Source organism: Nonomuraea sp. NPDC050202 (assembly GCF_040656115.1).
Classification (GTDB): domain Bacteria; phylum Actinomycetota; class Actinomycetes; order Streptosporangiales; family Streptosporangiaceae; genus Nonomuraea.
The window spans coordinates 13,911-39,943 of sequence record NZ_JBFALF010000010.1 but is presented as its reverse complement, the minus strand read 5'-3'; the positions used below and the strand labels follow the sequence as shown (position 1 = coordinate 39,943).

Here is a 26,033-nt window from a genome sequence, read left to right as displayed (position 1 = left end):
AGGTTACGGGCAGACATGACTGAGAAGATTCCCGTGGACCTGTGGTTCGACCCCTCCTGTCCGTTCGCGTGGGTGACCTCCCGCTGGCTGCTGGAGGTGGAGAAGGTCCGCCCCATCGAGCCTCGCTGGCGCATGATGTCGCTCTACTTCCTCAACGAGGAGAAGGACGTCCCCGCCGACTACCTCGAACGGGCCGCCAGGGCCATGGGGTCCATCAGGACGGTCGCCGCGGCCGCCGCCAAGCACGGCGAGCAGGTCATCGGCCCCCTCTACACCGGGCTCGGCACCCGCCTGCACAACCAGGGCATCAAGGACCCCGAGCGCCTGCGCGAGGTCATCGAGGGCGCCCTGGACGACGCCGGCCTCGAGCGCGGCCTGGCCGAGGCCATGCACTCCGACGAGTACGACGGCGTCATCCGCGCCTCCCACGACGAGGGCATCGGCCTCGTCGGCCAGGAGGTCGGCACCCCGATCATCCGCGTCGGCGAGAACGCCTTCTTCGGTCCCGTGATCACCAAGATCCTCCGGGGCGAGGACGCGGGCAGGCTCTGGGACGGCGTGCTCATGGTCACCCAGTACGACGACTTCTTCGAGCTGAAGCGCACCCGTACCAAGCGCCCGCAGTTCGACTGATACGCGGGAGTAAGAAAGCCGGTGGCGGTGCAAAGGGCTTATCCCGGAGTCAGGATGAGCCCTCGCATGTGGCGTGAGTCACTGTCAGGATGGCCCTATGCGTCAGCTGTACATCGGCGGCTCCTGGACCGCTTCGGCATCGGACGAGTCCATCGAGGTCGTCAACCCGGCAATCGAAGAGATCATCGACCGGGTGCCCGCGGGCTCTCCCGACGACGTGGAGGCGGCCGCGGCCGCCGCGAGAAGGGCCTTCCCCGAATGGTCGCGGGCGGCCGCCGGTGAGCGCGGCAAGCTCCTCGCCCACGCGGCCGACCTGCTGAAACAGCGCTCCGACGAGATCGCCAAGACGATCGCCACCGACATGGGGGCGCCGCTCGGCTTCGCACTCAAGGTGCAGACGCTCATGCCGGCGACCGTCCTGGCCTCCTTCGCCCAGCTCGCCGAGAGCCATCCGCGCGAGTCCCGCGTGGGCAACTCCCTGGTGGTCAAGGAGCCCATCGGCGTGGTCGCCGCGATCACGCCGTGGAACTACCCGCTGCACCAGATCGTGTGCAAGGTCGCCCCCGCGCTCGCCGCCGGGTGCACCGTGGTGCTCAAGCCGAGCGAGGTGGCGCCGCTGGCCGCGTACGCGCTGGCCGAGATCTTCGCCGAGGTGGGCCTGCCGCCGGGCGTGTTCAACCTGGTCAGCGGGCGAGGCCCGGTCGTGGGCGAGGCCATGGCCACCCACCCCGAGGTGGACATGGTCTCCTTCACCGGCTCCACCGCCGCGGGCCGCAGGGTGGCCGCGCTGGCCGCCGAGTCCGTCAAGCGGGTCGCGCTGGAGCTGGGCGGCAAGTCCGCCAACATCATCCTGCCCGATGCCGACCTGCCGCTGGCCGTCAAGGTCGGCGTGGCCAACTGCTTCGTCAACGCCGGCCAGACCTGCTCGGCGTGGAGCCGTATGATCGTCCAGCGCGACCAGTACGACGAGGCCGTGCACCTGGCCGTCGAGGCCGCGCGCGGCTACCGGGTCGGCGACCCGTTCGACGAGTCCACCAAGATCGGCCCCCTGGTCTCCGCGGCGCAGCGCGACCGCGTGGTCCGCTACGTCAACCGCGGGCAGGAGGAGGGCGCCCGGCTCGTGGCGGGCGGCACCGAGCGGCCGCACGAGCGCGGCTACTACGTCGAGCCCACGGTGTTCGCGGCGGTGGAGCCAGGGATGACGATCGAGCAGGAGGAGATCTTCGGCCCGGTGCTGTCGCTGATCCCGTACACGACCGAGGACAACGCCGTCGAGATCGCCAACGACACCAAGTACGGCCTGGCGGGCGCCGTGTGGGCGGGCACCGAGGAGCACGCGGTCGGGGTCGCCCGCCGGCTGCGCACCGGCCAGGTGTCGATCAACGGCGGCCGGTTCAACCCGCTGGCGCCGTTCGGCGGCTACAAGCAGTCGGGCGTGGGCCGCGAGTTGGGCGAGCACGGGCTGGAGGAGTACCTCGAGGTCAAGTCGCTGCAGCTGTAGCCGGTCCTTCGGGGAGCGGGCGGCCCCCCGAAGCAACGGCTAGCTATAGGAACAGGCCGCCGGTCGCCAGCACGTTCTGCCCGGTGACCCACCGCCCGTCGGGCCCGGCGAGGAACGCGACCACCGCGGCGAGGTCGTCGGGCCTGCCCAGCCGCTGCAGCGCGGTCATGGCAGGCGTCTGCTCCAGCACCTCGGGCGGGTTGGCCTCCCGCAGCATGTCGGTGTCGGTGGCCCCCGACGAGACGGTGTTGACGGTGATCCCGCGCGGGCCCAGTTCCCGCGCCGCCACCTTCGCGAACTGCTCCATCGCGCCCTTGGAGCCGCAGTAGAGCGCCAGGGCCGGCGCGGGCACCTGCGTGTTCAGCGAGGAGATGTTGACGATGCGCCCGCCGTCGCGCATCACCCGGCCGGCCCACTGGAGGGCCAGGAAGACGGCCTTGGTGTTCACCGCGAACACCCGCTCGTACTCCTCGTCGGTGAGGTCGGTGATGAGCTTCTTGAACTCGTTGGTGGCGGCGTTGTTGACCAGGATGTCCAGCCCGGGCAGCCGCGCCTCCGCCTCGGCGAACAGCCGCTCCAGGTCCTGCTTGCTGCCGAGGTCGGCCCGCACGGCGTGCGCGCCCGTCTCCTTGGCCACCCGCTCGGCGGCCTCGGCGGAGCTCTGGTAACAGAAGACGACTTCCGCGCCGTCGCTGGTCAGTCGCTCCACGATGGCCTTGCCGATGCCCCGGGAGCCTCCGGTGACCACTGCGCCCTTTCCAGAAAGTACGCTCATGGGGCCAAGCTATGCCTTGAGCATGATCTCCCGCGCTTCGTTCCGCGGCAGGCGATCGACGTACAGCTTGCCGTCGAGGTGCTCGGTCTCGTGCTGGAAGCACCGGGCCAGCGAGCCGCGGGCCTTGACGCGTACGGGACGCTGCAGCCGGTCCAGGCCCTCGACGGTCACGCCGGCGGCGCGGGCGACCGTGGCGTAGATCGGTTGGCGGGTCCGGCGGTCGGGCACGGACAGGCAGCCCTCCTCGTCGAGCACGTCCTCGGGGTCGTCCACGGTCAGCAGCGGGTTGATCACGTGACCCTTGCGCCCGGCGATGTCGTAGACGAACAGCCGCCGCGACACGCCGATCTGCGGGCCCGCCAGGCCGACGCCGTTGACCGCGTACATGGCCTGGAACATCTCGTCGATCAGCCGGCGCAGCTCCCGGTCGAAGTCCGTCACGGGCTCGGCGGGCGTGCGCAGGACGGGATCGCCGATGACGCGGATCTCTCGCATGGCTCTCTGCTTTCGCGATGTAAGGACTGGACTGCGATGGAGGCCCTTACTCTAGCGGGCGAGCCCGATCGGCGGGGCTGTGGAAGACTGGACGGGTGCGTGTCTACATCGGTGCCGACCATGCCGGCTATGAGCTCAAGAACCACCTGGTGTCCTGGCTGAAGGACCACGGGCACGAGGTGACCGACTGCGGTCCCTTCGTCTACGACGCCGAGGACGACTATCCGGCGTTCGTCCTGCGGGCGGCGGAGGGCGTCGCCGGCGACCCCGGCAGCCTCGGGGTGGTCATCGGAGGGTCGGGCAACGGCGAGCAGATCGCCGCCAACAAGGTGCGCGGCATCCGCTCGGCCCTGGCGTGGAGCGAGGAGACGGCGAGCCTGGCCCGCGAGCACAACAACGCCAACGTCATCAGCGTCGGTGCCCGCATGCACTCCCTCGAGGAGGCCACCCGGTTCGTGGAGGTCTTCCTGGGCACGTCGTTCTCCGGCAGCGAGCGTCACAGCAGGCGCATCGCGCAGCTGACCACGTACGAGACGATCGGCCAGCTGCCCTCGCTTCCCTAGAGCACCCTGAGCGCCCGGAGGGGCCGCCGCCCGTGCGGTGGGGCCCCTCCGGCTCTCAGCCCTTGCGCTTGGAGTCGCGCCTGGGCATCTCGTCGCGCAGGGGCCGCCGGTCCGCGGCCTCCTGCTGATCCTTCGACGGTCTCGACACGTCGCGGGCGCGCATGGCGACGACCGCCGTGATCTGCAAACTCTGCAGCGCCATACCGTCGAGCCTACGTCAGAACGTCAGCCCGGCCCACGGCTTCGGGCCCCACGACATGGCGGTGGCCAGCCTGCGCACCGCGCCGGATGAGTGCTCGCGCAGCAGGCCCGCGTCGAGCTGCTCGCCCAGCGTGCCGTCACCCAGGTACGCGGACCCGAGCGCGGCCACCGGCAGCGTCACGTCCGGCTCCTCATCCACCGGCTTGCACTCGGCGCCCGTCAGGTCGGCGGTGAGCCGCCAGCGGCGGGCGTTCCACGGGCACACGTCGTCCTCGACCTCGATCACCACGTCCACCGGCGCCGCGTACGCCCGCTCGGCCAGCGCCCTGTCGACCTCGACCAGGCGCACCCACAGCTCGTCGGACCACCGCGCGCGCAGCCGGCGCTGGTCGGCCAGCAGCGCGATCAGCGGGTCGTCCACCGGCCTGCCGCCCTCGACCGTGGAGACCAGGTCGCGGTCCAGCACGCTGCGCCAGAGCAGGGCGTAGGCCGCGGGGTCGGCGGCCTCCAGCTCCTGCAGCTTCAGCGTCCCGTCGGGGATGCCCGCCTCGTCCCAGGACGGCTTGATGCGGAACAGGGCGTAGCCGCGCACGCCGCCGTCGTCCTCGGCCAGGATCGAGCGCAGCGACCCGGCGCCGTGCTGGTCGTACTCCTCGTCGGCCAGCACCGCGGTCCAGAACTCGGGCTTGCGCTCGTACCGGCCGGGCCGGCGCGTGACGACGGAGGCGAACAGCTTCTCCAGCTCCGGGCGTACGTCCGCGGGCTTGGCGACCCTGAGCCGGAGCGAGGGATCCTGCGGCGCGCCGGGGACGAACGCGGAGCGGTGGGTGTCGACCTTGAAGGCCAGCTCCCCGGCGGCTCGGCCGTAGCCGTACCGGCCGTAGATGAGCGACTCGGAGGCGTAGAGGGCGGCCACGGACTCGCCGCGCTCGCGGATGTCGGTGAGCTGCCTGCGCATCAGCGACGACAGCACGCCGCGGCGGCGGTGGGAGGCCAGCACGCTGACGGCGGTCACGCCCGCGACGGGGAGCTGCCTGCCGGGCACCGTCATCGTGAGGCTGAAGACGCCGGTGACTCCCACGATCTGCTCGCCGTCGAAGGCGGCGAGGGTCCGGTCGAACTCGGTCTGCGCCTTGTACCGCTCGGCCTGCTTGGGATGGGGTGTCCAGCCGAACGCCTCTTCGTTCACCCTGGCGAAGGCCGGCCACTCGGACTCGTCAATCGGGCGGATGGGGTAGGTCATCCGTCCACGGTATGAGCGGGCAAAGGGGGACGGCCACCCAATATACGGCCTAAATGATCAAGGCGTTGGTCAAGTGGGCTGCCCAAACACGGGTCAGACCGATACAGTCAGGCGCATCATGAGTTCCCGTCCGGCGCCGCTGATCCCGCCACGGGTCCGCGCGGCCCTGGTGCGGGTGCCTGGGCTGGTGCCTGTCGTGCGGTTCGTCCGGCGTGCGCTGGCCCGCGATCGCAACCTGCTCAGCACGCTGGTCGTGGTGGCACTCGTCATCGGATTCCTCGCGGCCGAGGTCTCCAACGAGTGGTTCTCGCCCTCCCTGCTCATCCTGGTCACCCTCGTCGGCGGGCTCCAGCTCAGGCTGGCCAGCCTGGTCAAGCTGCTCGTGGGGGTCGGGGTCGCGCTCGCCTACGTCGCCGCCAACCTCGGCGCGGGCCGGGTCGGGCTGGGGCTGACCGTGACCATCGCGTTCACCGCCGTGCTGGCCGTGCTCATGGCCCGTACCAGGGGCAAGCTGGGCGTGCAGGGCCTGCGCGGCGACGCCATGCTGCTGGAGCTGCGCGACCGGCTCAGGAGCCAGGGCGAGCTGCCCCCGCTGCCCAAGGACTGGGGCGGCAAGGTGGTGCTCAAACAGGCGGGCGGGTCGTCGTTCGGCGGCGACTTCCTGGTGTCCATGCGCGACGGCGACTCCGTCGAGATCGCCCTGGTCGACGTGTCCGGCAAGGGCGTCGACGCGGGCACCAGGGCGCTGCTGCTGTCGGGCACGTTCGGCGGGCTGCTGGGCTCGGTCGACGACTTCCTGCCCGCGTGCAACGCCTACCTGCACAGGCAGCGGGGCGACGAGGGGTTCGTGACCGCGGTGCACGTACGGCTCGACCTGGCGACGGGCGACTACACGATCACCTCGGCCGGGCATCCGCCGGTGGTCAAGTTCGACGCGGGCACCGGCAACTGGCAGGTCGCCTCGGCCAAGGGCGTGGTGCTCGGCGTGGTGCCCGACCTGCACTGCGAGCCCGACAGCGGCACCCTGCGCAAGGGCGACGCGCTGCTGCTGTTCACCGACGGGCTGATCGAGCAGCCGGGGCGCGACATCGACGCCGGCCTCGACCGGCTGCTCGGCGAGGCGGAGCGGCTGCTGCCCTCCGGCTTCCGCGACGGCGCAAGGGCGCTGGTCAACGCCATGTCCTCCGGCCACAACGACGACTGCGCGCTGGTGCTCATCTGGCGCCCGTGAACCCGTGACGTTTTACACGGGCCGGTCGTGACGGCGGTCACTGGCAGCGGCCCGGCCCGGCTGAGATCCTCTAGGTGTTCGGGCCCCGGCGGAGCGGCGCGGCTCCACCGGGCCCGTCACCAGTGCCGGATCCTCCTCACAACCACCCGCAGTCGCTGGCGATGCGTACGGCGTCCAGCCGGTTGCGCGCGCCCGTCTTGCACATGATGCGCGACAGATGGTTACGCACCGTGCCCACCGACAGGAACAGCTCGTCGGCGATCTCCGTCGAACGCGCCCCGCCCGCCGCGATCCGCAGCACGTCCAGCTCCCGCCTGGTCAGCGGGTTGGACGCGCACTGCAGCGCGGCCACGGCCAGCTCCGCCTCGATGGCCTGCCGCCCCGCCGCGACCTGGCGCACCCCCTCGGCCAGCCGCTCCGGCGGCACGCACAGGCTCATGAACCCCAGCGCGGGCCCGGCCAGCGCCTCGCGCACCTGCCCCGGGTTGGGCGCGGCCGAGAGGATCAGCACCCCGCACCGGGGCACGTGCTCGGCCAGGTCGCCGGTCACGGCAGGCCCCGGCAGGTCGAGATCGACCACGGCCACGTCGGCCTCGGACGACAGCGCCGCGCGCACCACCTCCTCCGCGCGTACGGCCTCGGCCACCACCCGCAGGTCGGGCTCGGCTCCAAGGGTGGCGTGCAGGCCACGGCGCACCAACGGCAGATGCTCGGCGATCAGTATGCGGATCAAGACGTCCCCCTCCGTCGTCTCCCAGGGTGATCGCGCGATCGCAGACTGTCAATGCCAAGGGAATGCGGTACGCCATGACGCGTGGGGAGTTCGACTACTCTGGGGCTGTCGGTCCTTTCGTCTGTCCTTGTCGTCTGCCGGGGAGCGCGCCTAGATGAACTGGCTCTACGTCGTGGGGATCATCCTCTTCCTCCTCGGCCTGATGGTCTCCATCGCGCTGCACGAGCTCGGCCATCTGGTGCCGGCCAAGCTCTTCGGCGTCAGGGTGACCCAGTACATGGTGGGCTTCGGCTCGACGGCGTGGTCGCGGCGCAAGGGCGAGACCGAGTACGGCATCAAGTGGATCCCGTTCGGCGGCTACATCCGCATGATCGGCATGCTGCCGCCGCGCCCCGGCGACGAGCCGGGCCGGCTCAGGAGCACGGCGACCGGCCCGTGGCAGGGCCTGATCGAGTCGGCCCGCGACGCCGCCCAGGAAGAGGTGCGGCCGGGCGACGAGGACCGCGTCTTCTACCGCAAGAAGTGGTGGCAGAAGGTCATCATCATGTCCGGCGGCCCGGCGATGAACTTCGTGCTCGCCTTCATCTTCTTCACCATCCTGCTGGTCGGCATCGGCCTGCCGACCTGGGCGCCGATCGTCTCGCCCGACACCAACACGTGCGTGATCCCGATCTCGGAGCAGCGCACCCAGTGCCAGGCGACCGACAAGCCCACCCCGGCCGCGCAGGCGGGCATGAAGCCCGGCGACCACATGGTCAGCTTCAACGGCAAGCAGATCGGCTCCTGGGAGGACGCCACCCGGCTGATCCGCTCCCACGGCGCGGGCCCGGTACAGCTCGGCATCGTCCGCGACGGAAAGCCGATGACGCTCGCCGTCACGCTCATCGCCCAGGACCGGCCCAACCTCGAGAACCCCGAGAAGATCGACAAGAACGTCGGCTTCCTCGGCGTGCTGCCCACCGAGGTCATGCAGCAGCAGAGCATCGGCCAGGTCATCGGCTACATGGGCGAGCTGACGGGCAGGGTGGCGAGCTCGCTGCTCAACCTGCCGGAGAAGATGGTCGGCGTCTGGCACGCCGCCTTCTCGGGCGAGGAGCGCGATCCCGAGGGCCCGGTCGGCGTGGTCGGCGCGGGCCGCATGGGCGGCGAGATCCTGGCCTCCGACCTGTCCACCGAGAAGAAGATCGCCATCTTCGTGAACCTGCTGGCCGGCTTCAACCTGGCGATCGGCATGTTCAACCTCATCCCGCTGCTGCCGCTCGACGGCGGGCACATCGCCGGCGGCCTGTGGGAGGGCGTCAAGCGGGCCTACGCCAGGGTGATGCGGCGGCCGGAGCCGAAGTACGTGGACATCGCCAAGGTGCTGCCGCTGACGTACGCGATCGCGATCGTGATGATGATCATGGCGGGCCTGCTCGTCTACGCCGACCTCGTCAACCCGCTCACGCTCACGAACTGAGCACCGCGCCCGCGCCCGCGCGGGCGCCGTGCTCCTGCGACAGGCGCCTCACCCCTGCTCCAGGGTGACGGTGACGTCGAGCCCGCCGCCCGGGAGGGGCCGGGCGTCCATCGTGCCGTGGTGGGCCTCGACGATGGCGGCCACGATCGACAGGCCGAGCCCCAGCCCGTCGCCGCTCGCCCGCTTGCCGCTGTCCAGGCGCTGGAACGGCTGCAGGAGCAGGTGCACCTGGTCGGGCGGGATCACCGGGCCGCTGTTGGCGATCCTGAGAACGGAACGGCCGGCGCGCGTGGCCGTCGCCACCTCGACCCGGCCGCCGGGCACGTTGTAGCGCACGGCGTTGTCCAGCAGGTTCGTGACCAGGCGCTCGATCAGGGCGGGGTCGCCGGACGCGGGCGCCGGGCCGAGGTCGGATCCGAGGCTGATCCCCGGATGCTCGTCGAGGGCCTGCCCGGCGATCACGGCCAGGTCGAGGGGTTCGCGCCGGGCCAGGCCCTGCTGGCTGCGGGCCAGCACGAGCAGGGCCTCGATGAGGCGCTCCTGGTGCTTGCCGGCGGCCACGACGCGCTCCAGCACGCCGCGCAGCGCCGCCGCGTCGGCCTCCGGATCGGCGAGCGCGACCTCGGCCATGGCGCGCTGCAGCGTCAGGGGTGTACGCATCTCGTGCGAGGCGTTGGCGACGAACCGCCGCTGCGCGGTGAAGGCCGCCTCCAGCCGGTCCAGCAGTTCGTCGAACGTGTCCGCCAGCCCCTTCAGCTCGTCGTCGGGCCCCGACGCGGCCAGCCGCCGGTCCAGCCGGTCGGCGGTGATGCGCCGTACGGTCGCCGTCATCTCACCCAGCGGCCGCAGCACGCGCCCGGCCATGAACCAGCCCAGCACCATCGCCGCGCACGCCATGACGGCCAGCGCGATCAGGGAGTTGACCAGCAGCCTGCTCAAGGTGTCGGCCTGGGCCGCGCGCGGTGCGGGGACGGGCACGGCGAGCCCGCCGAACGGCGCGGGGGCGGCCGGTGGCGCGGGGAAGGGGGAGTACCTGACCAGGAGGTAGATGAGCGCGACCAGCACCACTCCGGCCATCAGGAACAGGCCGCCGTAGAGCGCGGTCAGGCGCAGGCGTACGGTCCGCCTCATATCCGGTATCCGGCCTGCGGGACCGTCTCGATCAGCGGCGGGTCGCCGAGCTTGCGGCGTAAGCGGCTGATCGTCACCTTCACGGTGTGCGTGAACGGGTCGGCGAACTCGTCCCAGCCGCGCTCCAGCAGCTGCTCGGCGGAGACCACCGCGCCCTGGGCGGCCAGCAGCAGCTCCAGGACGGCGAACTCCTTGGGGCTCAGCGGCAGCCGGCGCCCGTCGCGGGTGGCGATCCGGGTGGCCGGGTCCAGCCGCAGGTCACCGTGGACGAGCACGGCGGGCAGGGCCTGCTGCGACCGCCTGGCCAGCGCCCGGATCCGCGCGACCAGCTCGGCGAAGGCGAACGGCTTGGGCAGGTAGTCGTCGGCGCCGATGCCGAGCCCGCTCACCCTGTCGTCGATCGACCCCGCGGCGGTCAGCATCAGCATCCGCGCCGGGTTCCCCGAGGCGGCCAGCGACCGGCACACCTCGTCACCGTGCAGGCCCGGCAGGTCCCGGTCGAGGACGACCACGTCGTAGTGGTGGACGCCGGCGCGTTCGAGCGCGTCCGGCCCGTCGAGCACCACGTCCACGGCCATGCCCTCGCGGCGCAGCCCCGCGGCGACCGTCAGGGCCAGCTCCTCGTGGTCCTCGACCACCAACACCCTCATGATCCCCAGGATGCCCGCAACGGGGGTTACAGCGGGGTAACCATCGGCGTCACCGCCCTGTAACCGCCGCCCGGCTTACCTGGGGTCACCCGAGACGAACGGAGGCATGATGATCAGAAAGATGGTCCTGGCGGGAGTCGTTCTCGTCGCCGGGCTGAGCGGGCTCCCCGCCGCCGAGGCGGCGCCCACCGAGGCGGCGCCCACCGAGGCGGCGCCCACCGAGGACGGCAGGGCGTTCACGGCCTGCATGCGCTCGCACGGACTGCCCGGCTTCCCCGAGGTCACGTTCTCGCCCGAAGGGCTGATCAACCTCGAGATCAAGGGCGAGCGTGTGGACGTCCTGTCCGGCACGTACGGGGCGGCGTTGCGGGCGTGCGAGTCGCTGCTGCCCGCCCGCTCCTGGCTGCCCGCCCTGCCGCAGGCGCCGTCCGCCCCGCCGCTGCCGTTCTAGCGGCCTCGCACGTGCCTCTTTACCGGCCCCATACATCCGCCTTCCTAAAGTACTAGGACACTAGATAAAGCGATAAACGCTGCTCAGGAGGACATGGCGTGACTTCTGTCTTAGAGGCGCAGGGGCTGGGCAAGAGGTACGGCAGGCGCTGGGCGCTGCGCGACTGCACCATCGACATCCCCCAGGGCCACGTCGTCGGCCTGGTGGGCCCCAACGGCGCCGGCAAGACCACGCTGCTGAAGCTGGCCACCGGCGTTCTGGAGCCCACCGCGGGCGGCATCGGCGTGCTGGGCGGCCGCCCCGCCGCCGGTCCCGCGCAACTGGCCAGGGTCGGCTTCGTGGCCCAGGACACCCCCGTCTACGCCGCCCTGACCGTGGCCGAGCACCTGCGGCTGGGCGCCAGGCTCAACCCCGGCTGGGACGCCGCGCTGGCGCGGGAGCGGATAGCGCGGCTCGGCCTCGACCCCGCGCACCGCGCGGGCAAGCTGTCCGGCGGCCAGCGCGCCCAGCTCGCCCTCACCCTCGGCCTGGCCAAGCGGCCGGACCTGCTGATCCTGGACGAGCCGGTCGCCTCGCTCGACCCGCTGGCCCGCCGCGACTTCCTGCAGGGCCTGATGGAGGCCACCGCCGAGCACCGGTTCAGCGTGGTGCTCTCCTCCCACCTGGTCTCCGACCTGGAACGCACCTGCGACTACCTGATCGTGCTCGTCGACTCGCGCGTCCGGGTCGCCGGGAGGGCCGAGGACCTGCTGGCCGCCCACCACCGGCTCACCGGCCCGCGCCGCGCCGACGGCAACCCGCCCGCCGGCGGGCACGTCGTCTCCGCCCGGCACACCGACCGGCAGAGCACCTTCGTCGTGCACGGCGACGCCCCGGTCGCCGACCCGGCCTGGACGGTCAGCCGGCTCGGCATGGAGGACCTCGTCCTGGCCTACATGGACCACTCCACCGCCGCCGACCTGGAGGCCCTGCGATGATCTGGCTGACCTGGCGGCAGTTCCGCGGCGCGGCCACGATGACGGCCGTCCTGCTCGTGCTGCTCGCCGCCGTCCTGCTCGTGACCGGCTCGGGGCTGGCCGCCGACTACACCGCCGGGCTCGCCTCCTGCACACCGGGTGACGACTGCGAGAACTTCTACGACCGGTTCTTCGACGACTACGAGATGCCGTTCCTGGCGAGCACCCTCGTCGTGCTGATCCTGCCCGCCCTGGTCGGGCTCTTCTGGGGAGCGCCGCTGATCACCCGCGAGCTGGAGGCGGGCACGCACCTGCTGGTGTGGAACCAGAGCATCACCAGGACCCGATGGCTGATGATCAAGCTCGGGTTCACCGGCCTGGTCGCCACGGCCGCCGCCGGCGTCAGCGGCCTGGCGGTGACCTGGTGGGCAGGGCCGCTGGACCAGTCCGCCCCCGAGGGGTTCGCGCTCATGGACCCCCTGGTGTTCAGCGCGCGCGGGATCGCCCCCCTCGGGTACGCGGCCTTCGCCTTCGCCCTCGGCGTGACCGTGGGCATGCTGGTGCGCCGCACCCTGCCCGCGATGGCCCTGACCCTGGTCGTCTTCGCCGCCGTCCAGATCACCATGCCCCTCCTGGCCAGGCCCCATCTGATCCCGCCGGTCACGGCCACCTTCGAGCTCGGCAGGGAGAACATCGACGGGCTGGGCATCAGCCGCGAGGGCGTCTTCTCGGTGAACCTCACAGCGGCGATCCCCGGGCGTACGGGCTCCTGGGTCCTGTCCAGCGATCTCGTCGACCCGTCAGGGCGCAAGATCGCCGCCAGCGGTGAGATGGGCGTCGTCCCGGTCTCGACCACGTCGGGGCCCTGCGCGCTGTCGGGAGCCGGACCGCAGGGCGGCAACGCGTGCATGGTCGAGATCAACGGGCTCGGCTACCGCCAGCAGGCGACCTACCAGCCCCTCGAACGCTTCTGGCCGCTGCAGTGGATCGAGACCGGCATCTACGCCCTGCTCACCCTCGGCCTCACCTGGTCGTCCTTCTGGTGGATCAGGAGGCGCCTGTCATGACCGTCATCAGGACGGTGACAGCCGGGCTCGCCCTCCTCCTGGCGGCGGCCTGCACGGCCCCGTCGCCGCCACGCCCCCAGGCGAGCACCGCCGCCGGCACGGTCTGCGCGAGCCCCCAGGGGGCTCCCGGGGCGGAGACGGCCACCACGATCGACGTCATCGAGCAGGCCTACCTCTGCCTGCTCACCCACTACTACAGCGGCGCCACGCTCGACGCCCGCACGCTGCTCACCTCGGGATTCGCCGCCCTGACCCAGGAGCTCAACCGCAACGGCCGCGACGTGCCCGAGGCCACCATGCCGGCGCTGACCGGCGACAGGAAGGCCGACTGGGCCGCCTTCGAGGCCGTCTACAGGAAGATCGCCGACCAGGTCCCCGACCTGCGCGACAGGCTGGCGGTCGTCACCCTCGAAGCCGTCGTGGCCAGTCTCGGCGACAACCACGCCCGCTGGGCGCACGGCGCGAGGCGGCACCCCGACTACTACGACGGCGACGGCTACGGCCTGGGCCTCGAGGCGAACGTCAACGGCCCCCAGGTGGACGTCAACCCGGGCGCCGCTGTCCCGCCGCTGTTCGTCACCGCCGTGCAGGGCGGCGCGGCGCAGGCCGCAGGGGTGCGCCCGGGCGACGTCATCGAGTCGATCAACGGCTCGGCGCCCTTCATCGACGGCGAGCCCACGCCCGCGATCGCCGCCCTCTACCCCCGTTACCCGGAAGCGCGCCCGGTCCGGCTCGGGCTGCTGCGGGAGAGCACCGGCCGCCGGTGGACCGTGACGCTCAAACCGGGCCTCTACCAGCGGGACCTCGCCGCCCTGCAGGTGGTGCGGTCGAAGCTGCTGGACGACGACACCGCCTACGTACGGCTGTCCGGGTTCGCCCCCGACTCCGCGAAGCGGGCGCTCAACGCGATCGCCCGGATGCGCGAGGGCAGGACGCTCACCGGCGTCGTGCTGGACCTGCGCGGCAACGGCGGCGGCATCCCCGCGGAGGCGGTGCGGCTGGTGAGCGCGTTCGTCCACGGCAAGGTCACCGGGTACCAGTGCGCCGTGGACGGCACGTGCGAGGCCTTCCGCACCGACGACACCGTCGAGCTGCTGGGGCTGCCGCTGACCGTGCTGATCGACCGCAGTTGCGCCTCGGCGTGCGAGCACGTCAGCTCCGCGGTGAAGGACCTGCGGATCGGCCACCTGGTCGGCACCAGGACGGCCGGCGTCATCTCCGGGCCCGCGCAGCCGTACCTGCTGGCCAACAACACCGTGCTGAGCTTCCCCGCCAAGCACCACCTCGGCCCGAACCGCGAGGTGGTGGACCGGATTGGCGTGCCGCCCGACCACCACGTGTCCCCGACCCCGCGTGACGCGGCGGCGGGGCGCGACCCCGCCCTGGCCCACGCCCTGACCCTGCTGCACGAGTGAGGGAACATGAGACCGATAGCGGTGGCGCTCGCCGGGCTGGCCGTCCTCGCGGCATCCGCCTGCACCGCGCCCACCCCGCCCAGACCAGCCGCCGTGTCACCCCCGCCGTCCGGCCCCGCCACCCTGCCCGCGCCCACGGGCGATCACCCGGTCGGCACCACCGTGCTGCACCTGAAGGACACCTCCCGGCCCGACCCCTGGAACCTGGACGCCGACGCCAGGGAGCTGAAGGTCACGCTGTGGTACCCGGCGAAGCGGCGGGACGGGCAGCGGGCGCCGTACATGTCGGCCGAGGAGTCGCAGCTCCTGCTGAAGGGGGTCAGGAGCGCGGCCGTCCCGTTGGACACGCTCAGCAGGACGCGGACGAACGCCGTCGCCGGTGCCGAGCCCGCCGGGCGGGAGCTGCCGCTGGTGGTGCTCTCGCCCGGCTTCACCAAGCCGGTCAGCACGCTCACGTCCCTGGCCGAGGACCTGGCCAGCCGCGGGTACGTGGTGGCCGGCATCGACCACCCCTACGAGAGCTACGCCACGACCCTGGCCGACGGGACGGTCGCGGGCTGCCTGGCGTGCGACAGCGACGCGGACACGGGCTTCGGCACGGGCGTGGTGGGGGGCCGGGCGGCGGACGTCTCGTTCGTGCTCGACCAGCTCCCGTCGAAGTGGGACGGCTCCGCGGTGCTCGACCGCTCCAGGATCGCGATGGCGGGGCAGTCGATCGGCGGGGCCAGCGCCCTGGCGGCCATGGTGCGTGACCCCCGGATCCGCGCGGGGATCAACCTGGACGGCACCACGTACGCCCGGATCCCGAAGAGCGGGTTCTCCCGGCCGTTCCTGTTCGTGGGCGCGCCGGAGCACGTCCCCGGCGGCCGGGACCCCTCGTGGGAGCGTGACTGGAAGCTGCTGACCGGGTGGAAACGCTGGATCGTGGTGACGGGCGCGGATCACCAGTCCTTCACCGACGGCCCGCTGCTGCAGGGCTCCCTCGGCATCACGCCCGCCTACGGCGCCCTGCCCGCGCAGCGCTCCGCCGAGCTCACCCGCACGTACGTGGCGGCCTTCCTCGACCAGCACCTGAAGGGGCAGCGGCGGCCGCTCCTGGACAAGCCGTCATCGCGCTACCCCGAGGTGAGGTTCTGCCCTTCGGCGTGCGGGTGATCCCACGGGAACGTCCGCCGGCCAGGTCCCGCCTCCTGGCCGGTGCCGGCGCACGCCTTGGTCATAGCGGGCTGAACGCGTCAACCCCGAGGGGGCCGAGCCCGGAAGGACGCACGCATGCCGCCAGTGATCGAGGTTCGCAACGCAGGACCGTGGAGTGCATCGAGGGCTCAGACCTTGGCGGCGTACGCGGTGGTGTGCGCGTTCGCCGCGATCCGCTGGTTCCGCTGGGAATAGAATCCTGCCGGGAGAGGGAGCCGTGAGCAGGAAGATTCCGCAACAGCCGCCGTTCCTTCTGGTCAACGTGGTTCCGTACGCGCTGCTGGTGCTCCTCGTCGCGATCCTGGTGATCATGGCGGACGGGGTGGACGGCTCCTTGCTCGTCGACCTCGGCCTGTGCGGGCTGGCGGCCGCGTGGATGCTCGGCATGTTCACCCTGCGTCCCGGCTGGTGGGGCCGGCCACGGATCATGGGGATGTTCGTCGCGGGGCTGCTCGTGCTCACCGCGGTCCTCGTGGCCCGCCAACCCGCCTTCGGGCTCTTCACCCCTGCCGCCTACATCTACTCCTTCACGGTCCTGCGCTGGCCGTGGCGGCTGCTGGGCGTGTCCGGCGCAGCGGTCCTGGCCGGTACGGCGCAGGCGTCCGGCATCCCCAGGACGGACGCGTTCGGCGTGGCGATGCTGGTGACCATCGTCGCCTTCAACATCGTCATGATGTGCGCCTGCGCCTGGGTCCTGCGGGTCGCCGAGAGGGAGGAGGAGCGGCGCGAGCAGACCCTCGAGGAGCTGAGCCGGACGAACCGGCTGCTGGAGGCGTCGCTCGCCGAGAACGCCGGCCTGCACGCCCAGCTGCTCGCCCAGGCCAGGGAGGCGGGCGTGCTCGACGAGCGCCAGCGGATGGCCCGCGAGATCCATGACACCCTGGCGCAGGGCCTGACCGGCATCATCGCGCAGCTCCAGGCGGCCGAGCAGATGCACGAGGTCCCGGCGCCGTGGCGCCGGCCCTTCGACGCCGTCAAGAACCTGGCGAGGGAGAGCCTGGCCGAGGCGCGGCGCTCGGTCGACGCGCTGCGGCCCGAGCCGCTGCGGACCGCGCGCCTGAGCGACGCGCTCGCCGACGTCGCCGGCCGGTGGTCGAAGCTGCACGGGCTGCCCGCGCACGTCACGACGACCGGCACGGTACGGCCGATGACACCGGAGGCCGAGTTCGCGCTGCTGCGCACGGCACAGGAGGCACTGGCCAACGTGGCCAAGCACGCGCACGCGACCAGGGTCGGGGTGACCCTGTCCTACCTGGAGCACGAGGTCGCACTGGACGTACGTGACGACGGCAGGGGCTTCGATCCAGCGGGCCTCGAAGCCGGCACGGCCATGTCACGGCAGCCGTCCGGCGGCGGCTTCGGCCTGACCATCATGCGCCAGCGCGTCGAAGGACTGTCCGGTACCTTGCAGATCGAGTCCGAGCCGGGCCTGGGTACCGGGATCTCCGCCCGCGTCCCCACTCCGCCGACCGGGAGCCACGCATGATCGACCACACGGCCGAGACCCCGATCCGACTGCTGATCGCGGACGACCACCCCGTTGTCAGGGACGGGCTGAGCAGCATGTTCGCCTCCGCGCCCGGGTTCGAGGTGGTGGGCGAGGCCGCGGACGGCGCCGCGGCCGTACGGCTCGCCCAGGAGGCCGGGCCCGACGTGATCCTGATGGACCTGCGCATGCCCGGCATGGACGGGCTCACCGCGATCAAGGAGCTGACCAGGCTCGGCGTCACCGCGCGCGTGCTGGTGCTGACCACCTACGACAGCGACAGCCACGTCCTTCCGGCGATCGAGGCGGGCGCCACCGGCTACCTGCTCAAGGACTCTCCCCGGGAGGACCTGCTGCGAGGCGCGCGGGCCGCCGCCAAGGGCGACAGCGTGCTGTCCCCTTCGGTGGCGGCACGGCTGATGAACCGGGTCAGGACACCCGCGCCGCAACTGCTCAGCCAGCGTGAGCTGGAGGTGCTCGAACTCGTGGCGGCGGGGAACACCAACCGTGAGGCGGCCGCCCGGCTGTTCATCACCGAGGCCACGGTCAAGAGCCACCTGCTGAACATCTACGCCAAGCTCGGCGTGGGCGACCGCGCCGCCGCCGTCACCGAGGCGTTCAACCGGGGGCTGCTCGTCCCGCGAGCGCCCGAGCGGCCCTGACCCTTCGGCTCGCTAGTTCATCGAGATGTGCACGTGGTCGAAGTGGTTCTCGGTGACGCTGCCGCGGTCGGACATGGCGCGCCAGCCGGACCCCTGGTTGATCCGCTGCTTCCAGATCACGTACTTGATGCCCAGCCTGCCCTGGTTCTTGATCGCCCAGGCTGCGATCCGGTCGCCGAGCGCGCTGTTCACGGCCGTGGGCATCGCGCCGCCCGCGCTCATCATGAAGTCGCAGGCCCGGCCGAGCGGGTGCTCGCCGCTGGAGCCCGAGCGGAAGCAGCCCACCGCGTACGGCAGCGAGAAGTTCTTCTCCACCTGGGCCTTCATCAGCCGCGTACGGGAGGTGATGTTGTCGGTGCCCGTGGGCAGCTCGGGCGCCCAGGTGCCGTTGGCGTTGCGGCCCGTGCCGTACGGGATGAGGTCTTCGAGCTTGTCCTTGATGTCCTCGATGACGTCCTCGGCCTCGTCGCGCTGCTCGTCCACCTCGGCCGCGTCCGACTTGATCCTGGCCGTCAGCGCGGCGGCCTCCTCGCTGGCCTTCTTCTTGTCGTCGCGGGCCTTGGCCACGATCGCGACGAGCGCCTGCTGCTCGGCCGTGAGCTGTTCGAGCAGGGCGGCGCTGTCGGCGTCCGTCGGGAGCATGAAGCCCGGCAGCGAGGAGGGGTCGCCGTTCTGGTAGCGCAGGCGGGCGATGTCGGCGACCCGCTGCTCGGCGCCGGCCAGCGTCTGCTCGGCGGCGGCCAGCTTGGCGGCGGCCGTCTTGGCGGCCTCCTGGGCCTTGGCCAGCTCGACGCGCTTGAGGTTGTACTGCTCGATGAGCTTGTCGACCTTGCTGTTGAGCTGCTTGAGCTGGGTACGGAGCTCGGCTTCCGTCGGTTTGGGCGCCGCTGAGGCGGGGGCCGCCGACAGGGCGACGGCGGTGGCGGTGATGAGGCCGATGGCAAGGATCGCGGGGGACGAAGCCGCCACGTGGATGTTTCCTCTCCCTCTGCCGGCCGGGTTAGCTGACGGGTTCGGGCATGGGAGGTGCGATTCCCTACCGCCGTAGCGGATTCACCCCAGGTGCGGTTTGGGTCCCCGGCTCCCGGGCGAGGCGCCCGGGATTAGGCATGCTGCGGCCGTTACGGCCGGTGCATATGGGGATATTAGTGGTAGATCACGAGTAATGCGACCTTAACTAGAAATCCATTAGTGATCTATCTGTGATCGAATCATGCGTGCCGCCTCTTCCGGCAGCACGTCGTTCACGAAGGCGCCCATCGCGGACTCCGATCCTGCCAGGAACTTGAGCTTGTTCGGTGCCCGCCTGATGCTGAACAGCTCCAGATGCAGGTACGCCAGCTCCCTGCCCTCCCGCACCGGCGCCTGGTGCCAGGCCGCGATGTACGGCATCGTCATGTCGAACAGCCCGTCGAACGCCCGCAGCACCGAGGTGTACAGCGGCGCGAACGCCGCCCGCTCCTCCTCGGTGAGCGCCGCCAGGTCGGGCACCTGCCGGTGCGGGTAGAGGTGCACCTCGAACGGCCAGCGCGCGGCGGCCGGCACGAAGGCCGTCCACAGCTCGTTGGCGGCCACCACCCGGGTCCCCGCCTCCCGCTCGGCGGCCAGCACGTCGGCGAACAGGTTGCCCTTGGTGTAACGCCCGGCGGTGGCGAGCTGCAGCTTGGTCCTGGGCGTCACGTACGGGTAGGCGTAGATCTGGCCGTGCGGGTGGGCCAGCGTGATGCCGATCTCCTCGCCCCGGTTCTCGAAGCAGAACACCTGCTCCACGCCCTCGATCTGGGACAGCTCGGCCGTACGGTCGGCCCACGCCTCCATGACCAGCTCCACCTGGGAGTCGGAGAGCCTGGAGAAGGAGGAGGAGTGGTCGGAGGTGAAGCACACCACCTCGCACCGCCCCACGGCCGGACGGACCTCGCTCAGTCCACCCGGCTCCCCATAAGTCCCGATATTTGTGGAGAAAGAGGGGAATCGGTTCTCGAACACGACCACGTCGTAGTCGTAGGACGGGATCTCCGACGACCGCGTGTCCGACGACGGGCACAGCGGGCACTCGGCCGTGCCACCGGTCGGCAGGAACGTGCGCGTCTGCCGGTGCCCGGCGATCGCGATCCACTCCTCCGTCAGCGGGTCGTACCGCAGCTCGGAGGCCACCGGGCGGGGCTCCAGGGTCCGGCGGTCGATCGCGCTCCTGTCGGCGTCGTCACGCCGGTCGAAGTAGATCAGCTCCCGGCCGTCGGCCAGATGGGTGATGGTGCGCTTCAAGACGAGGCCTCCGCGATGATCAGTTCTCCGGCCCGTTCGGCCAGCTCGGTGCGTGCGTCCTCCGGCAGCCCCGCGTCGCTGATGACCACGTCGGCCTCGCTCAGCTCGGCGATGGTGCTGATGCCGACGGTGTTCCACTTCGTGTGGTCGGCGGGGACGACCAGCCGGGTCGCGGCCGTCACCAGCTCCCTGTCGGTCTCGGACTCCAGCAGGTTGGGCGTGGTGAACCCGGCACGCACGCTCATCCCGTGCACGCCCAGGAAGAGCGTGTCCACGTGCAGGCGGCGGATCGCGGCCACGGCCACGGGGCCCACCAGGGCGTCGGACGGCGTGCGTACGCCTCCGGTCAGCACGACCGTGCGATCGGCGCGCGGGTTGCGGTGGAAGACGTCGGCGACCGGGATCGAGTTGGTGATCACGGTCAGCTCGGGCACGCCGATCAGGTGGCGGGCCAGCGCCCACGTGGTGGTGCCCGCCGACAGCGCCACGGCCGTGCCGGGGCGGACGAGCGTGGCGGCGTGGCGCGCGATGGCCTCCTTCTCCTGCTGCTGGCGCGCGGACTTGGCGGTGAAGCCGGGCTCCTCGGTCGAGCCGGGGCCGAGCGCGGTCGCGCCGCCGTGTACCTTCTCCAGCAGCCCGCGTTCGGCCAGCACCTCGAGGTCGCGGCGGATGGTCATGTCGGAGACGCCGAGCTCGCGTACGAGGTCGGCCACCCGGACGCCGCCGTTGCTGCGCACGCGTTCGAGAATCGCCTGCTGTCGCTGCTGTGCGAGCACGCCCGCTCCTTCCAACAGATTCCACCAAATTATGACACGGGATTGTTGGGGAATGTTAGTTAACGCGGGAACGCTTGCGCTGGTCAGCGCGGCAGGAGACGGTGAGGGCTCACCGATCATCGGAGGCGAGCTTATGGCCAGGCGAGCACGCAAGGGCAGGGCACGCAAGAAGAAGAAGGCGAACCACGGCAAGCGCCCCACGGCGCGATGACCGGCGGGTGGCCGCCCGCTTCCGGCGGCCACCCGCGGCTCACCCGCCAGGGCGGCTCACGACGGCAGCTCGGTCAGCGCCTGGTCGATGCGGTCCTGCGGCAGCGTGTAGTCCTCCAGCTCGCCCGCCAGGTACCGGTCATAGGCCCCCAGATCGAAGTGACCGTGACCGCACAGCGCCGTCAGGATCACCTTCTCCTCGCCGCTCTCCTTGCAGCGCAGCGCCTCGGCGATCGTCTCGGCCAGCGCGTGCGTGGGCTCGGGCGCGGGCACGATCCCCTCGGTCCTGGCGAAGCGGACGCCGGCCTCGAAGCACTCGTTCTGGGCGCGGGTCACCGCCTCGAACAGGCCCAGCTCGTACATGTGCGACAACAGCGGCGACATGCCGTGATAGCGCAGCCCGCCGGCGTGGATCGGGTCCGGCACGAACGAGTGCCCCAGCGTGTGCATCTTGAGCAGCGGCGTGAAGCCGGCCGTGTCGCCGAAGTCGTAGGCGTACGCGCCGCGCGTGAACGACGGGCAGGCCGCCGGCTCCACGGCCCGGAACACCGTCCGGATCCGGCCCGCCAGCTTCTCCCGCAGGAAGGGGAAGGCCAGGCCGGCGAAGTTCGAGCCGCCGCCGGTGCAGCCGATCACCAGGTCCGGCATCTCAGGGAGCTGGGCGAGCGCCTCCTCGCCGATCACCGTCTGGTGCAGCAGGACGTGGTTGAGCACGGAGCCGAGGGCGTACCTGGCGTCGGGTGACGCGCCCGCCACCTCGACCGCCTCGCTGATCGCGATCCCCAGGCTGCCAGGGGAGCCAGGATCGTCCGCCAGGATCTTGCTGCCCACCCCCGTCACGGCGGAGGGGCTGGCGTGCACGGTGGCGCCGTACACCTGCATGAGGGAGCGGCGGTAGGGCTTCTGGTCGTAGGAGGCCCGCACCATCCAGATCCGGCACTCCAGGCCGAACTGGGCGCAGGCGAACGCCAGCGCCGACCCCCACTGACCCGCGCCGGTCTCGGTGGTGAGCAGCCGGACGCCCTCGCGCGCGTTGTAGTACGCCTGCGGCACCGCCGTGTTCGGCTTGTGCGACCCGGCGGGGGAGCCGCCCTCGTACTTGTAGTAGATCCTGGCCGGCGTGCCCAGCGCCCGCTCCAGCCGGTGCGCCCGGATCAGCGGCGTCGGCCGCCAGAGCCGGTAGACGTCCAGCACCTCCTGGGGGATCGGGACGTACCGCTCGCCGCTGACCTCCTGCCCGATCAGCTCCATGGGGAACAGGGGCGCCAGGTCGTCGGGGCCGACGGGCCGCCGCGTGGCGGGATGCAGCGGCGGAGGCGGCGGGGCGGGCAGATCGGGAACGATGTTGTACCAGTCGCTGGGCATCATGGCCTCAGTCTGCGCCGCCGCAGTTCACCGGACCAGCACCGCCGGCCGGTCCGGATGATCGGCGCGTACCACGACGTCGGCCGCCTCCTGGGGCCGCGCCTCCCGCTCGTACCGCTCGTAGGCGGGCAGCGTCCAGCGCTCGCCCTCCGGCGTCCGCCGCTCCAGCGCGCCGGGCGAGAGCCACACGTGCACGCTCACGTCGAACGCCAGCCCTCGCCCCAGCAGCAGCGCCCCGTCCACCAGCACCACCCCGCCCGGCGGCAGCGCGGTGTACGGCAGCCGGTAGGCCCGATCGATCCCGCTGTCCCACAACGCCGGCAGCACCTGCCCCGGCCCTCCCGGTTCCAGCGGCTCCAGCACCTCCCTGCGCAGCGCCTTGGCGTCGAGCCAGTCGTCGTAGAAGGCGTCGGGGTCGGTCCTGCCGTACTCCAGCCGCAGCGACGCGGGCCGCAGGAAGTCGCCCGCCGACACGCGCAGCACGGGCCGGCCGCGCAGCCGCAGCGGCGCCACCAGCTCGTCGGCCAGCGCCCCCGGCCGGGCGGGCGGCGCCCCGTCCACGGCCACCCGCACCCACGCGCCCTGGGGCCGGGCGGAGATCAGCTCGGCCAGCTCCTCGACGAGAGCCTCACGGGAGATCGGTCGCACACGCATCGATCACAGCTTACGAGCGCCCGAAATGCCGTCGACGGGCCCGGGGCCGCCTCGCTAGGGTGCCCGCCATGGCTCAGTGCGACTGCGGCGCGACGGCGGGACCGCTCGGCGTGTGCGCCGACTACTACAACACGATCCTGGCGGAGGAGCAGCTCGACCCCGAGATGTACAGGTGGCACGCGGTCGTCGTCTGCGTCTACCTCCTGCAGCACCCGTCGCGCGGGCACGAGAGGCACCTCGACGGCCAGTTCCGGTGGCTGCAGTTCTACCTCGACCGGGGCATCGACGCGGTGCTCCGGCTGCGGGAGCACCAGGTGGCGCGCAACAACCACCGATCGAGGGCGGGCTACGACATGGCGCCGCTGGAGCCGTACGCGCCGCTCCCCGCGGGCGGGCCGCCCGCGCGCTTCCGCACGAGCTTCTGCGAGCTGCCGTACGGCGACGGCGGCTTCGTCCTCGACGGGCACGCGGCGTACGGGGAGCGCATGCGCGCCCTGGCCGAGGCGACCGAGGAGGCCTGGAAAAGGCTAGGGCCAGGCTCTTGACCTGGCCCTTCGCCGTGCTGGAGCGGACGACGGGAATCGAACCCGCGTAGCTAGTTTGGAAGACTAGGGCTCTACCATTGAGCTACGTCCGCGCGAACCGGTCGAACTCTGGTCTAGACTTCATCCGGTCGTCAGGGCGTAAGCGTACCGGAGTCCCGGAGCGCATGCGCACTCGGCGAGACGGGGCGTGGCGCAGCTTGGCAGCGCGCTTGCTTTGGGAGCAAGAAGTCGCAGGTTCAAATCCTGTCGCCCCGACCAGCTCAGGGCCACTCACCCACATGGGGAGTGGCCCTCTGAGTGACTTACTGAGTGACTTGCCCTTGGCCGCATCGCGCAGGATCCGTCGGCGCTGTCTCTGTTGTTCGCGTTCTTCGCGTACGAGTCCCGCGATGTAGGCGTCAGCCGGATGTGGGTAACCCTGACCGGCGAAGGTCCACGAGGTGATCACCAGAGTGGAGGCGTCCACGGCTTCCCACCGGTCACCTCCGTTCTTGCGGGCTTGCTCGCGGCGAAAGGAACACCTCACCTCGCGCAGCGCCCTCATCGTGGTCGAGTACGCACGAGACTTGGTCGAGAAGTGGCCCCGGTAGCCGAGCATGTGCGCCCACTGGCGCAACCGCAAGCCCATCAGCTCCGGATGCGCTTCACCGTCGCCGAGTTGCCAGCACATATCGATCAGCCGCCGTTGATGCCCGGTCAGCGCCAAGCCGTCGACGTCGGCGCGTTCCTTGATGCGACGATCCACCGTGCCCTCGGTCGTGGCGCCCTTGGTGGCGTACTTGGCGATGTAGCCCGCCACCTTCTCCTCGGTAAGCTCCGTATCGGTCAGCTCCTGGGCGACGATCGGCGCCACGTCCACCTGCCTGCCGAAGACGAGCCGCCGTTGCCCGCTCTCGTGCTCACACTCGGGCGAGGCGATGAAAGCGCCGGCCGCCGCCGCCCGGATGGCCAACTCCAGCAGCTGCACGCTCGCCCACGCCGGAGGAGGCAGCACCGCCCCATCGGAGTCACGGCCGTCGAGTCGCACCACCGCGTGATAGTGCACGATGCCGCGCGCCTGATACTCCGCGACCTTGGCGAACGACACCCGCACTTGCTCGTTGAACGCCGATGCGGTCATGCCCGCCACTCGGGCCAGCTCGCGCCGCAGGTAGATGGTGAAGCGCCGCCACAGCTCACCCGCGCAGGCGTTCCACAGCACGTGACCGGCATAGTCGTAGCAGTCCGGGCACAATGGCTGCCCCACCAGGGGATCGTCGGCCTCATGCCGATCGGTGCACGCCAGCGTCCGGCCATGCGGGCACACTGGCGCGTCACGACGCGGACGGCACGGCATCACGCCGCTACCACGCCCGGCCGCCCGCTTACGATGGGCATGCACCGGCCCGAAACTCGGCGCGGTCAGCGTGGCCAGCACCCGCGGATGCTCCCGCACCGACGATGGCACGCCCTTGTCTCCTCCTACCAAGCCCGCCCGGATCAGATGGAAGGTGTCAGCCCGGTAGATCTCGGCGCACGACGGGCAGCGTGAGGCACGACGGTTCCCGCACGGGACCAGCAGCACCGAGCCCAGCTCCTGCCGCGTGGAGTACACCAAGCGGACCCGCCCATCCGCCAGCACGTGCCGAACATCGCCACGGACGCGAACAGGCTGGCAGCAGCCGCCCAGCCGAGCCAGCGCCCGGAACCGGCCCCGGACTCCGCCGGGGAGCACCAGCCCATCGCCCAGCGGCCCCGCGGCCGGGTCAGCCGCTGCCGGGACCGCCATTCGCGTCTTCTCGCCGTTCATCGGCACTCCCGAACCGGCGCCAATCCCAGGCTTCGTAGGAGCGCCCGCAGCAACCGCGCTCCACGTTCCCGCCATGGCTTCGGCCGTCGCCAGCCTTGGCGTAGCAGGAAGACTTGCGGAAGCTGGTCGGCCTTGGCCTGGTTACACGGGTAGCAGGCCAGCACCAGGTTGGCCAGTTTCCAGCCTGGAATCTGCGACTGCGGCACCAGGTGATCGATCGTCGCCCGCGTCCGCTCTCCGAACGCGACGCCGCAGTAGAAGCAGAACGCCCCGTCACGATTGATCAGGGCTGCCCGGATCCTCCGCCGACGCTCCGCGCACGGCCGCGTCAGCCCGCCACCAGGCTGTGCCAGGACCTTCTGGTGCCCAGCAGCCGAGGCAGGGCGCTCTAGCGTGACAACAGTCATGCGGCACCGCGCCCATGCAATTTGGCGTCCGGGACACAGGGTTGACCCGGCTGTGCGCCGCAGTGCTCGCAGGTCCGTTCCCCGATGCACTCATCAGCCAGCGCGAGACGTGCCCACTCGACATCCCACGTCGTCAACTCGCGAGCGACGTAGACCGTCCCTTCCTCCCGCAG

25 protein-coding genes, 2 tRNA genes, 2 pseudogenes and 1 riboswitch are annotated in these 26,033 nt (G+C 71.3%); of the genes and pseudogenes, 14 read left to right on the top strand and 15 right to left on the bottom strand.

Features of this window, described 5'->3' with window-relative positions; translation table 11 throughout:
* The first annotated feature begins 15 nt into the window (after positions 1-15).
* Both AB0I79_RS26355 and AB0I79_RS26350 read left to right on the top strand, forming a co-directional pair.
* The gene (locus tag AB0I79_RS26355) at positions 16-633 is read left to right on the top strand and encodes a disulfide bond formation protein DsbA (protein ID WP_357877570.1); all 618 of its coding nucleotides are present in this window, start codon (positions 16-18) and stop codon (positions 631-633) included.
* Positions 634-730: 97 nt separating this feature from the next.
* A complete protein-coding gene (locus AB0I79_RS26350) occupies positions 731-2,134 on the top strand; it encodes an aldehyde dehydrogenase family protein (RefSeq protein ID WP_357877567.1) in 1,404 nt (467 codons plus the stop codon).
* 43 nt (positions 2,135-2,177) lie between these two features.
* Here the strand turns inward: AB0I79_RS26350 and AB0I79_RS26345 are convergent, their stop codons facing one another.
* Both AB0I79_RS26345 and def read right to left on the bottom strand, forming a co-directional pair.
* Positions 2,178-2,909, bottom strand: coding sequence for an SDR family oxidoreductase (locus AB0I79_RS26345; protein WP_357877564.1), 732 nt, complete (start codon positions 2,907-2,909; stop codon positions 2,178-2,180).
* A 9-nt stretch (positions 2,910-2,918) separates the two neighbouring features.
* Positions 2,919-3,404 carry a peptide deformylase gene (gene def, locus AB0I79_RS26340; RefSeq protein ID WP_357877561.1) on the bottom strand — a complete coding sequence of 162 codons (486 nt, stop codon included), beginning with the start codon at positions 3,402-3,404 and terminating at the stop codon, positions 2,919-2,921.
* A 95-nt stretch (positions 3,405-3,499) separates the two neighbouring features.
* Here def and AB0I79_RS26335 point away from each other — a divergent pair, with 95 nt between their 5' ends.
* Positions 3,500-3,967: a ribose-5-phosphate isomerase gene (locus tag AB0I79_RS26335; protein WP_357877558.1), complete on the top strand. Its 468-nt coding sequence runs from the start codon at positions 3,500-3,502 to the stop codon at positions 3,965-3,967.
* Positions 3,968-4,022: 55 nt separating this feature from the next.
* Here the strand turns inward: AB0I79_RS26335 and AB0I79_RS26330 are convergent, their stop codons facing one another.
* Both AB0I79_RS26330 and AB0I79_RS26325 read right to left on the bottom strand, forming a co-directional pair.
* Complete coding sequence (locus tag AB0I79_RS26330; RefSeq protein ID WP_357877556.1) at positions 4,023-4,169, bottom strand: hypothetical protein; 147 nt, start codon at positions 4,167-4,169, stop codon at positions 4,023-4,025.
* Positions 4,170-4,184: 15 nt separating this feature from the next.
* Positions 4,185-5,411, bottom strand: a complete 1,227-nt coding sequence (locus tag AB0I79_RS26325; RefSeq protein ID WP_357877553.1) for a GNAT family N-acetyltransferase — start codon at positions 5,409-5,411, stop codon at positions 4,185-4,187.
* A 118-nt stretch (positions 5,412-5,529) separates the two neighbouring features.
* Between AB0I79_RS26325 and AB0I79_RS26320 the strand changes: the two genes are divergently transcribed.
* The gene (locus tag AB0I79_RS26320; RefSeq protein ID WP_357877550.1) at positions 5,530-6,642 is read left to right on the top strand and encodes a PP2C family protein-serine/threonine phosphatase; all 1,113 of its coding nucleotides are present in this window, start codon (positions 5,530-5,532) and stop codon (positions 6,640-6,642) included.
* Positions 6,643-6,778: 136 nt separating this feature from the next.
* On the opposite strand, the gene AB0I79_RS26315 is transcribed toward AB0I79_RS26320, so the two are convergent.
* Positions 6,779-7,375 carry a response regulator transcription factor gene (locus AB0I79_RS26315; protein WP_357877548.1) on the bottom strand — a complete coding sequence of 199 codons (597 nt, stop codon included), beginning with the start codon at positions 7,373-7,375 and terminating at the stop codon, positions 6,779-6,781.
* 154 nt (positions 7,376-7,529) lie between these two features.
* Here AB0I79_RS26315 and AB0I79_RS26310 point away from each other — a divergent pair, with 154 nt between their 5' ends.
* Positions 7,530-8,834 carry a site-2 protease family protein gene (locus AB0I79_RS26310; protein WP_357877545.1) on the top strand — a complete coding sequence of 435 codons (1,305 nt, stop codon included), beginning with the start codon at positions 7,530-7,532 and terminating at the stop codon, positions 8,832-8,834.
* Positions 8,835-8,882: 48 nt separating this feature from the next.
* Here AB0I79_RS26310 and AB0I79_RS26305 read toward each other — a convergent pair whose 3' ends face one another.
* A complete protein-coding gene (locus tag AB0I79_RS26305; protein ID WP_357877542.1) occupies positions 8,883-9,965 on the bottom strand; it encodes an ATP-binding protein in 1,083 nt (360 codons plus the stop codon).
* Positions 9,962-10,615 carry a response regulator transcription factor gene (locus AB0I79_RS26300; protein WP_357877539.1) on the bottom strand — a complete coding sequence of 218 codons (654 nt, stop codon included), beginning with the start codon at positions 10,613-10,615 and terminating at the stop codon, positions 9,962-9,964. Before AB0I79_RS26300 ends, AB0I79_RS26305 begins: the two co-directional genes overlap by 4 nt.
* A 106-nt stretch (positions 10,616-10,721) precedes the next feature.
* Here AB0I79_RS26300 and AB0I79_RS26295 point away from each other — a divergent pair, with 106 nt between their 5' ends.
* The 7 genes from AB0I79_RS26295 (at position 10,722) to AB0I79_RS26265 (ending at position 17,849) form a co-directional block, all read left to right on the top strand.
* The gene (locus AB0I79_RS26295; protein WP_357877536.1) at positions 10,722-11,066 is read left to right on the top strand and encodes a hypothetical protein; all 345 of its coding nucleotides are present in this window, start codon (positions 10,722-10,724) and stop codon (positions 11,064-11,066) included.
* A 98-nt stretch (positions 11,067-11,164) separates the two neighbouring features.
* Positions 11,165-12,043, top strand: coding sequence for an ABC transporter ATP-binding protein (locus AB0I79_RS26290; RefSeq protein WP_357877533.1), 879 nt, complete (start codon positions 11,165-11,167; stop codon positions 12,041-12,043).
* Complete coding sequence (locus tag AB0I79_RS26285) at positions 12,040-13,089, top strand: ABC transporter permease (protein WP_357877530.1); 1,050 nt, start codon at positions 12,040-12,042, stop codon at positions 13,087-13,089. Before AB0I79_RS26290 ends, AB0I79_RS26285 begins: the two co-directional genes overlap by 4 nt.
* Positions 13,086-14,504, top strand: coding sequence for a S41 family peptidase (locus AB0I79_RS26280; protein WP_357877527.1), 1,419 nt, complete (start codon positions 13,086-13,088; stop codon positions 14,502-14,504). Before AB0I79_RS26285 ends, AB0I79_RS26280 begins: the two co-directional genes overlap by 4 nt.
* Positions 14,505-14,510: 6 nt before the next feature.
* Positions 14,511-15,659 (top strand): alpha/beta hydrolase, encoded by a 1,149-nt coding sequence (locus AB0I79_RS26275; RefSeq protein WP_357877524.1) that lies wholly within the window; start codon positions 14,511-14,513, stop codon positions 15,657-15,659.
* Between the two features lie 259 nt (positions 15,660-15,918).
* Entirely contained in the window at positions 15,919-17,187 is a 1,269-nt protein-coding gene (locus AB0I79_RS26270; protein WP_357877521.1) for a sensor histidine kinase, read from the top strand.
* On the top strand, positions 17,184-17,849 hold the full coding sequence (locus AB0I79_RS26265) for a response regulator transcription factor (RefSeq protein WP_357877518.1): 666 nt from the start codon (positions 17,184-17,186) through the stop codon (positions 17,847-17,849). Before AB0I79_RS26270 ends, AB0I79_RS26265 begins: the two co-directional genes overlap by 4 nt.
* 12 nt (positions 17,850-17,861) lie before the next feature.
* On the opposite strand, the gene AB0I79_RS26260 is transcribed toward AB0I79_RS26265, so the two are convergent.
* From AB0I79_RS26260 to AB0I79_RS26240, 5 genes and pseudogenes are all read right to left on the bottom strand, one after another.
* Positions 17,862-18,818: a hypothetical protein gene (locus tag AB0I79_RS26260; RefSeq protein ID WP_357877515.1), complete on the bottom strand. Its 957-nt coding sequence runs from the start codon at positions 18,816-18,818 to the stop codon at positions 17,862-17,864.
* 6 nt (positions 18,819-18,824) lie between these two features.
* Positions 18,825-18,969: riboswitch (cyclic di-AMP (ydaO/yuaA leader) on the bottom strand.
* A gap of 68 nt (positions 18,970-19,037) precedes the next feature.
* A complete protein-coding gene (gene galT / locus AB0I79_RS26255) occupies positions 19,038-20,114 on the bottom strand; it encodes a galactose-1-phosphate uridylyltransferase (RefSeq protein WP_357877512.1) in 1,077 nt (358 codons plus the stop codon).
* A complete protein-coding gene (locus tag AB0I79_RS26250; protein WP_357877509.1) occupies positions 20,111-20,890 on the bottom strand; it encodes a DeoR/GlpR family DNA-binding transcription regulator in 780 nt (259 codons plus the stop codon). The genes galT and AB0I79_RS26250 overlap by 4 nt, the downstream gene beginning before the upstream one ends.
* Before the next feature lie 267 nt (positions 20,891-21,157).
* Positions 21,158-22,474: pseudogene (locus tag AB0I79_RS26245) on the bottom strand (TrpB-like pyridoxal phosphate-dependent enzyme); the annotation flags it as partial.
* Between the two features lie 18 nt (positions 22,475-22,492).
* Positions 22,493-23,119 (bottom strand): uridine kinase, encoded by a 627-nt coding sequence (locus AB0I79_RS26240; protein ID WP_357877506.1) that lies wholly within the window; start codon positions 23,117-23,119, stop codon positions 22,493-22,495.
* A 68-nt stretch (positions 23,120-23,187) separates the two neighbouring features.
* Here AB0I79_RS26240 and AB0I79_RS26235 point away from each other — a divergent pair, with 68 nt between their 5' ends.
* Complete coding sequence (locus tag AB0I79_RS26235) at positions 23,188-23,664, top strand: DUF5946 family protein (RefSeq protein ID WP_357877503.1); 477 nt, start codon at positions 23,188-23,190, stop codon at positions 23,662-23,664.
* Positions 23,665-23,682: 18 nt separating this feature from the next.
* Here the strand turns inward: AB0I79_RS26235 and AB0I79_RS26230 are convergent.
* A tRNA-Gly gene (locus AB0I79_RS26230) sits at positions 23,683-23,756 on the bottom strand.
* 89 nt (positions 23,757-23,845) lie between these two features.
* Between AB0I79_RS26230 and AB0I79_RS26225 the strand changes: the two genes are divergently transcribed.
* A tRNA-Pro gene (locus tag AB0I79_RS26225) sits at positions 23,846-23,922 on the top strand.
* A gap of 130 nt (positions 23,923-24,052) precedes the next feature.
* Here the strand turns inward: AB0I79_RS26225 and AB0I79_RS26220 are convergent.
* Together AB0I79_RS26220 and AB0I79_RS26215 are read right to left on the bottom strand one after the other, a co-directional pair.
* Positions 24,053-25,432: pseudogene (locus AB0I79_RS26220) on the bottom strand (replication initiator); the annotation flags it as partial.
* Positions 25,433-25,449: 17 nt separating this feature from the next.
* On the bottom strand, positions 25,450-25,860 hold the full coding sequence (locus AB0I79_RS26215) for an HNH endonuclease signature motif containing protein (protein WP_357877500.1): 411 nt from the start codon (positions 25,858-25,860) through the stop codon (positions 25,450-25,452).
* Positions 25,861-26,033: the final 173 nt, after the last annotated feature.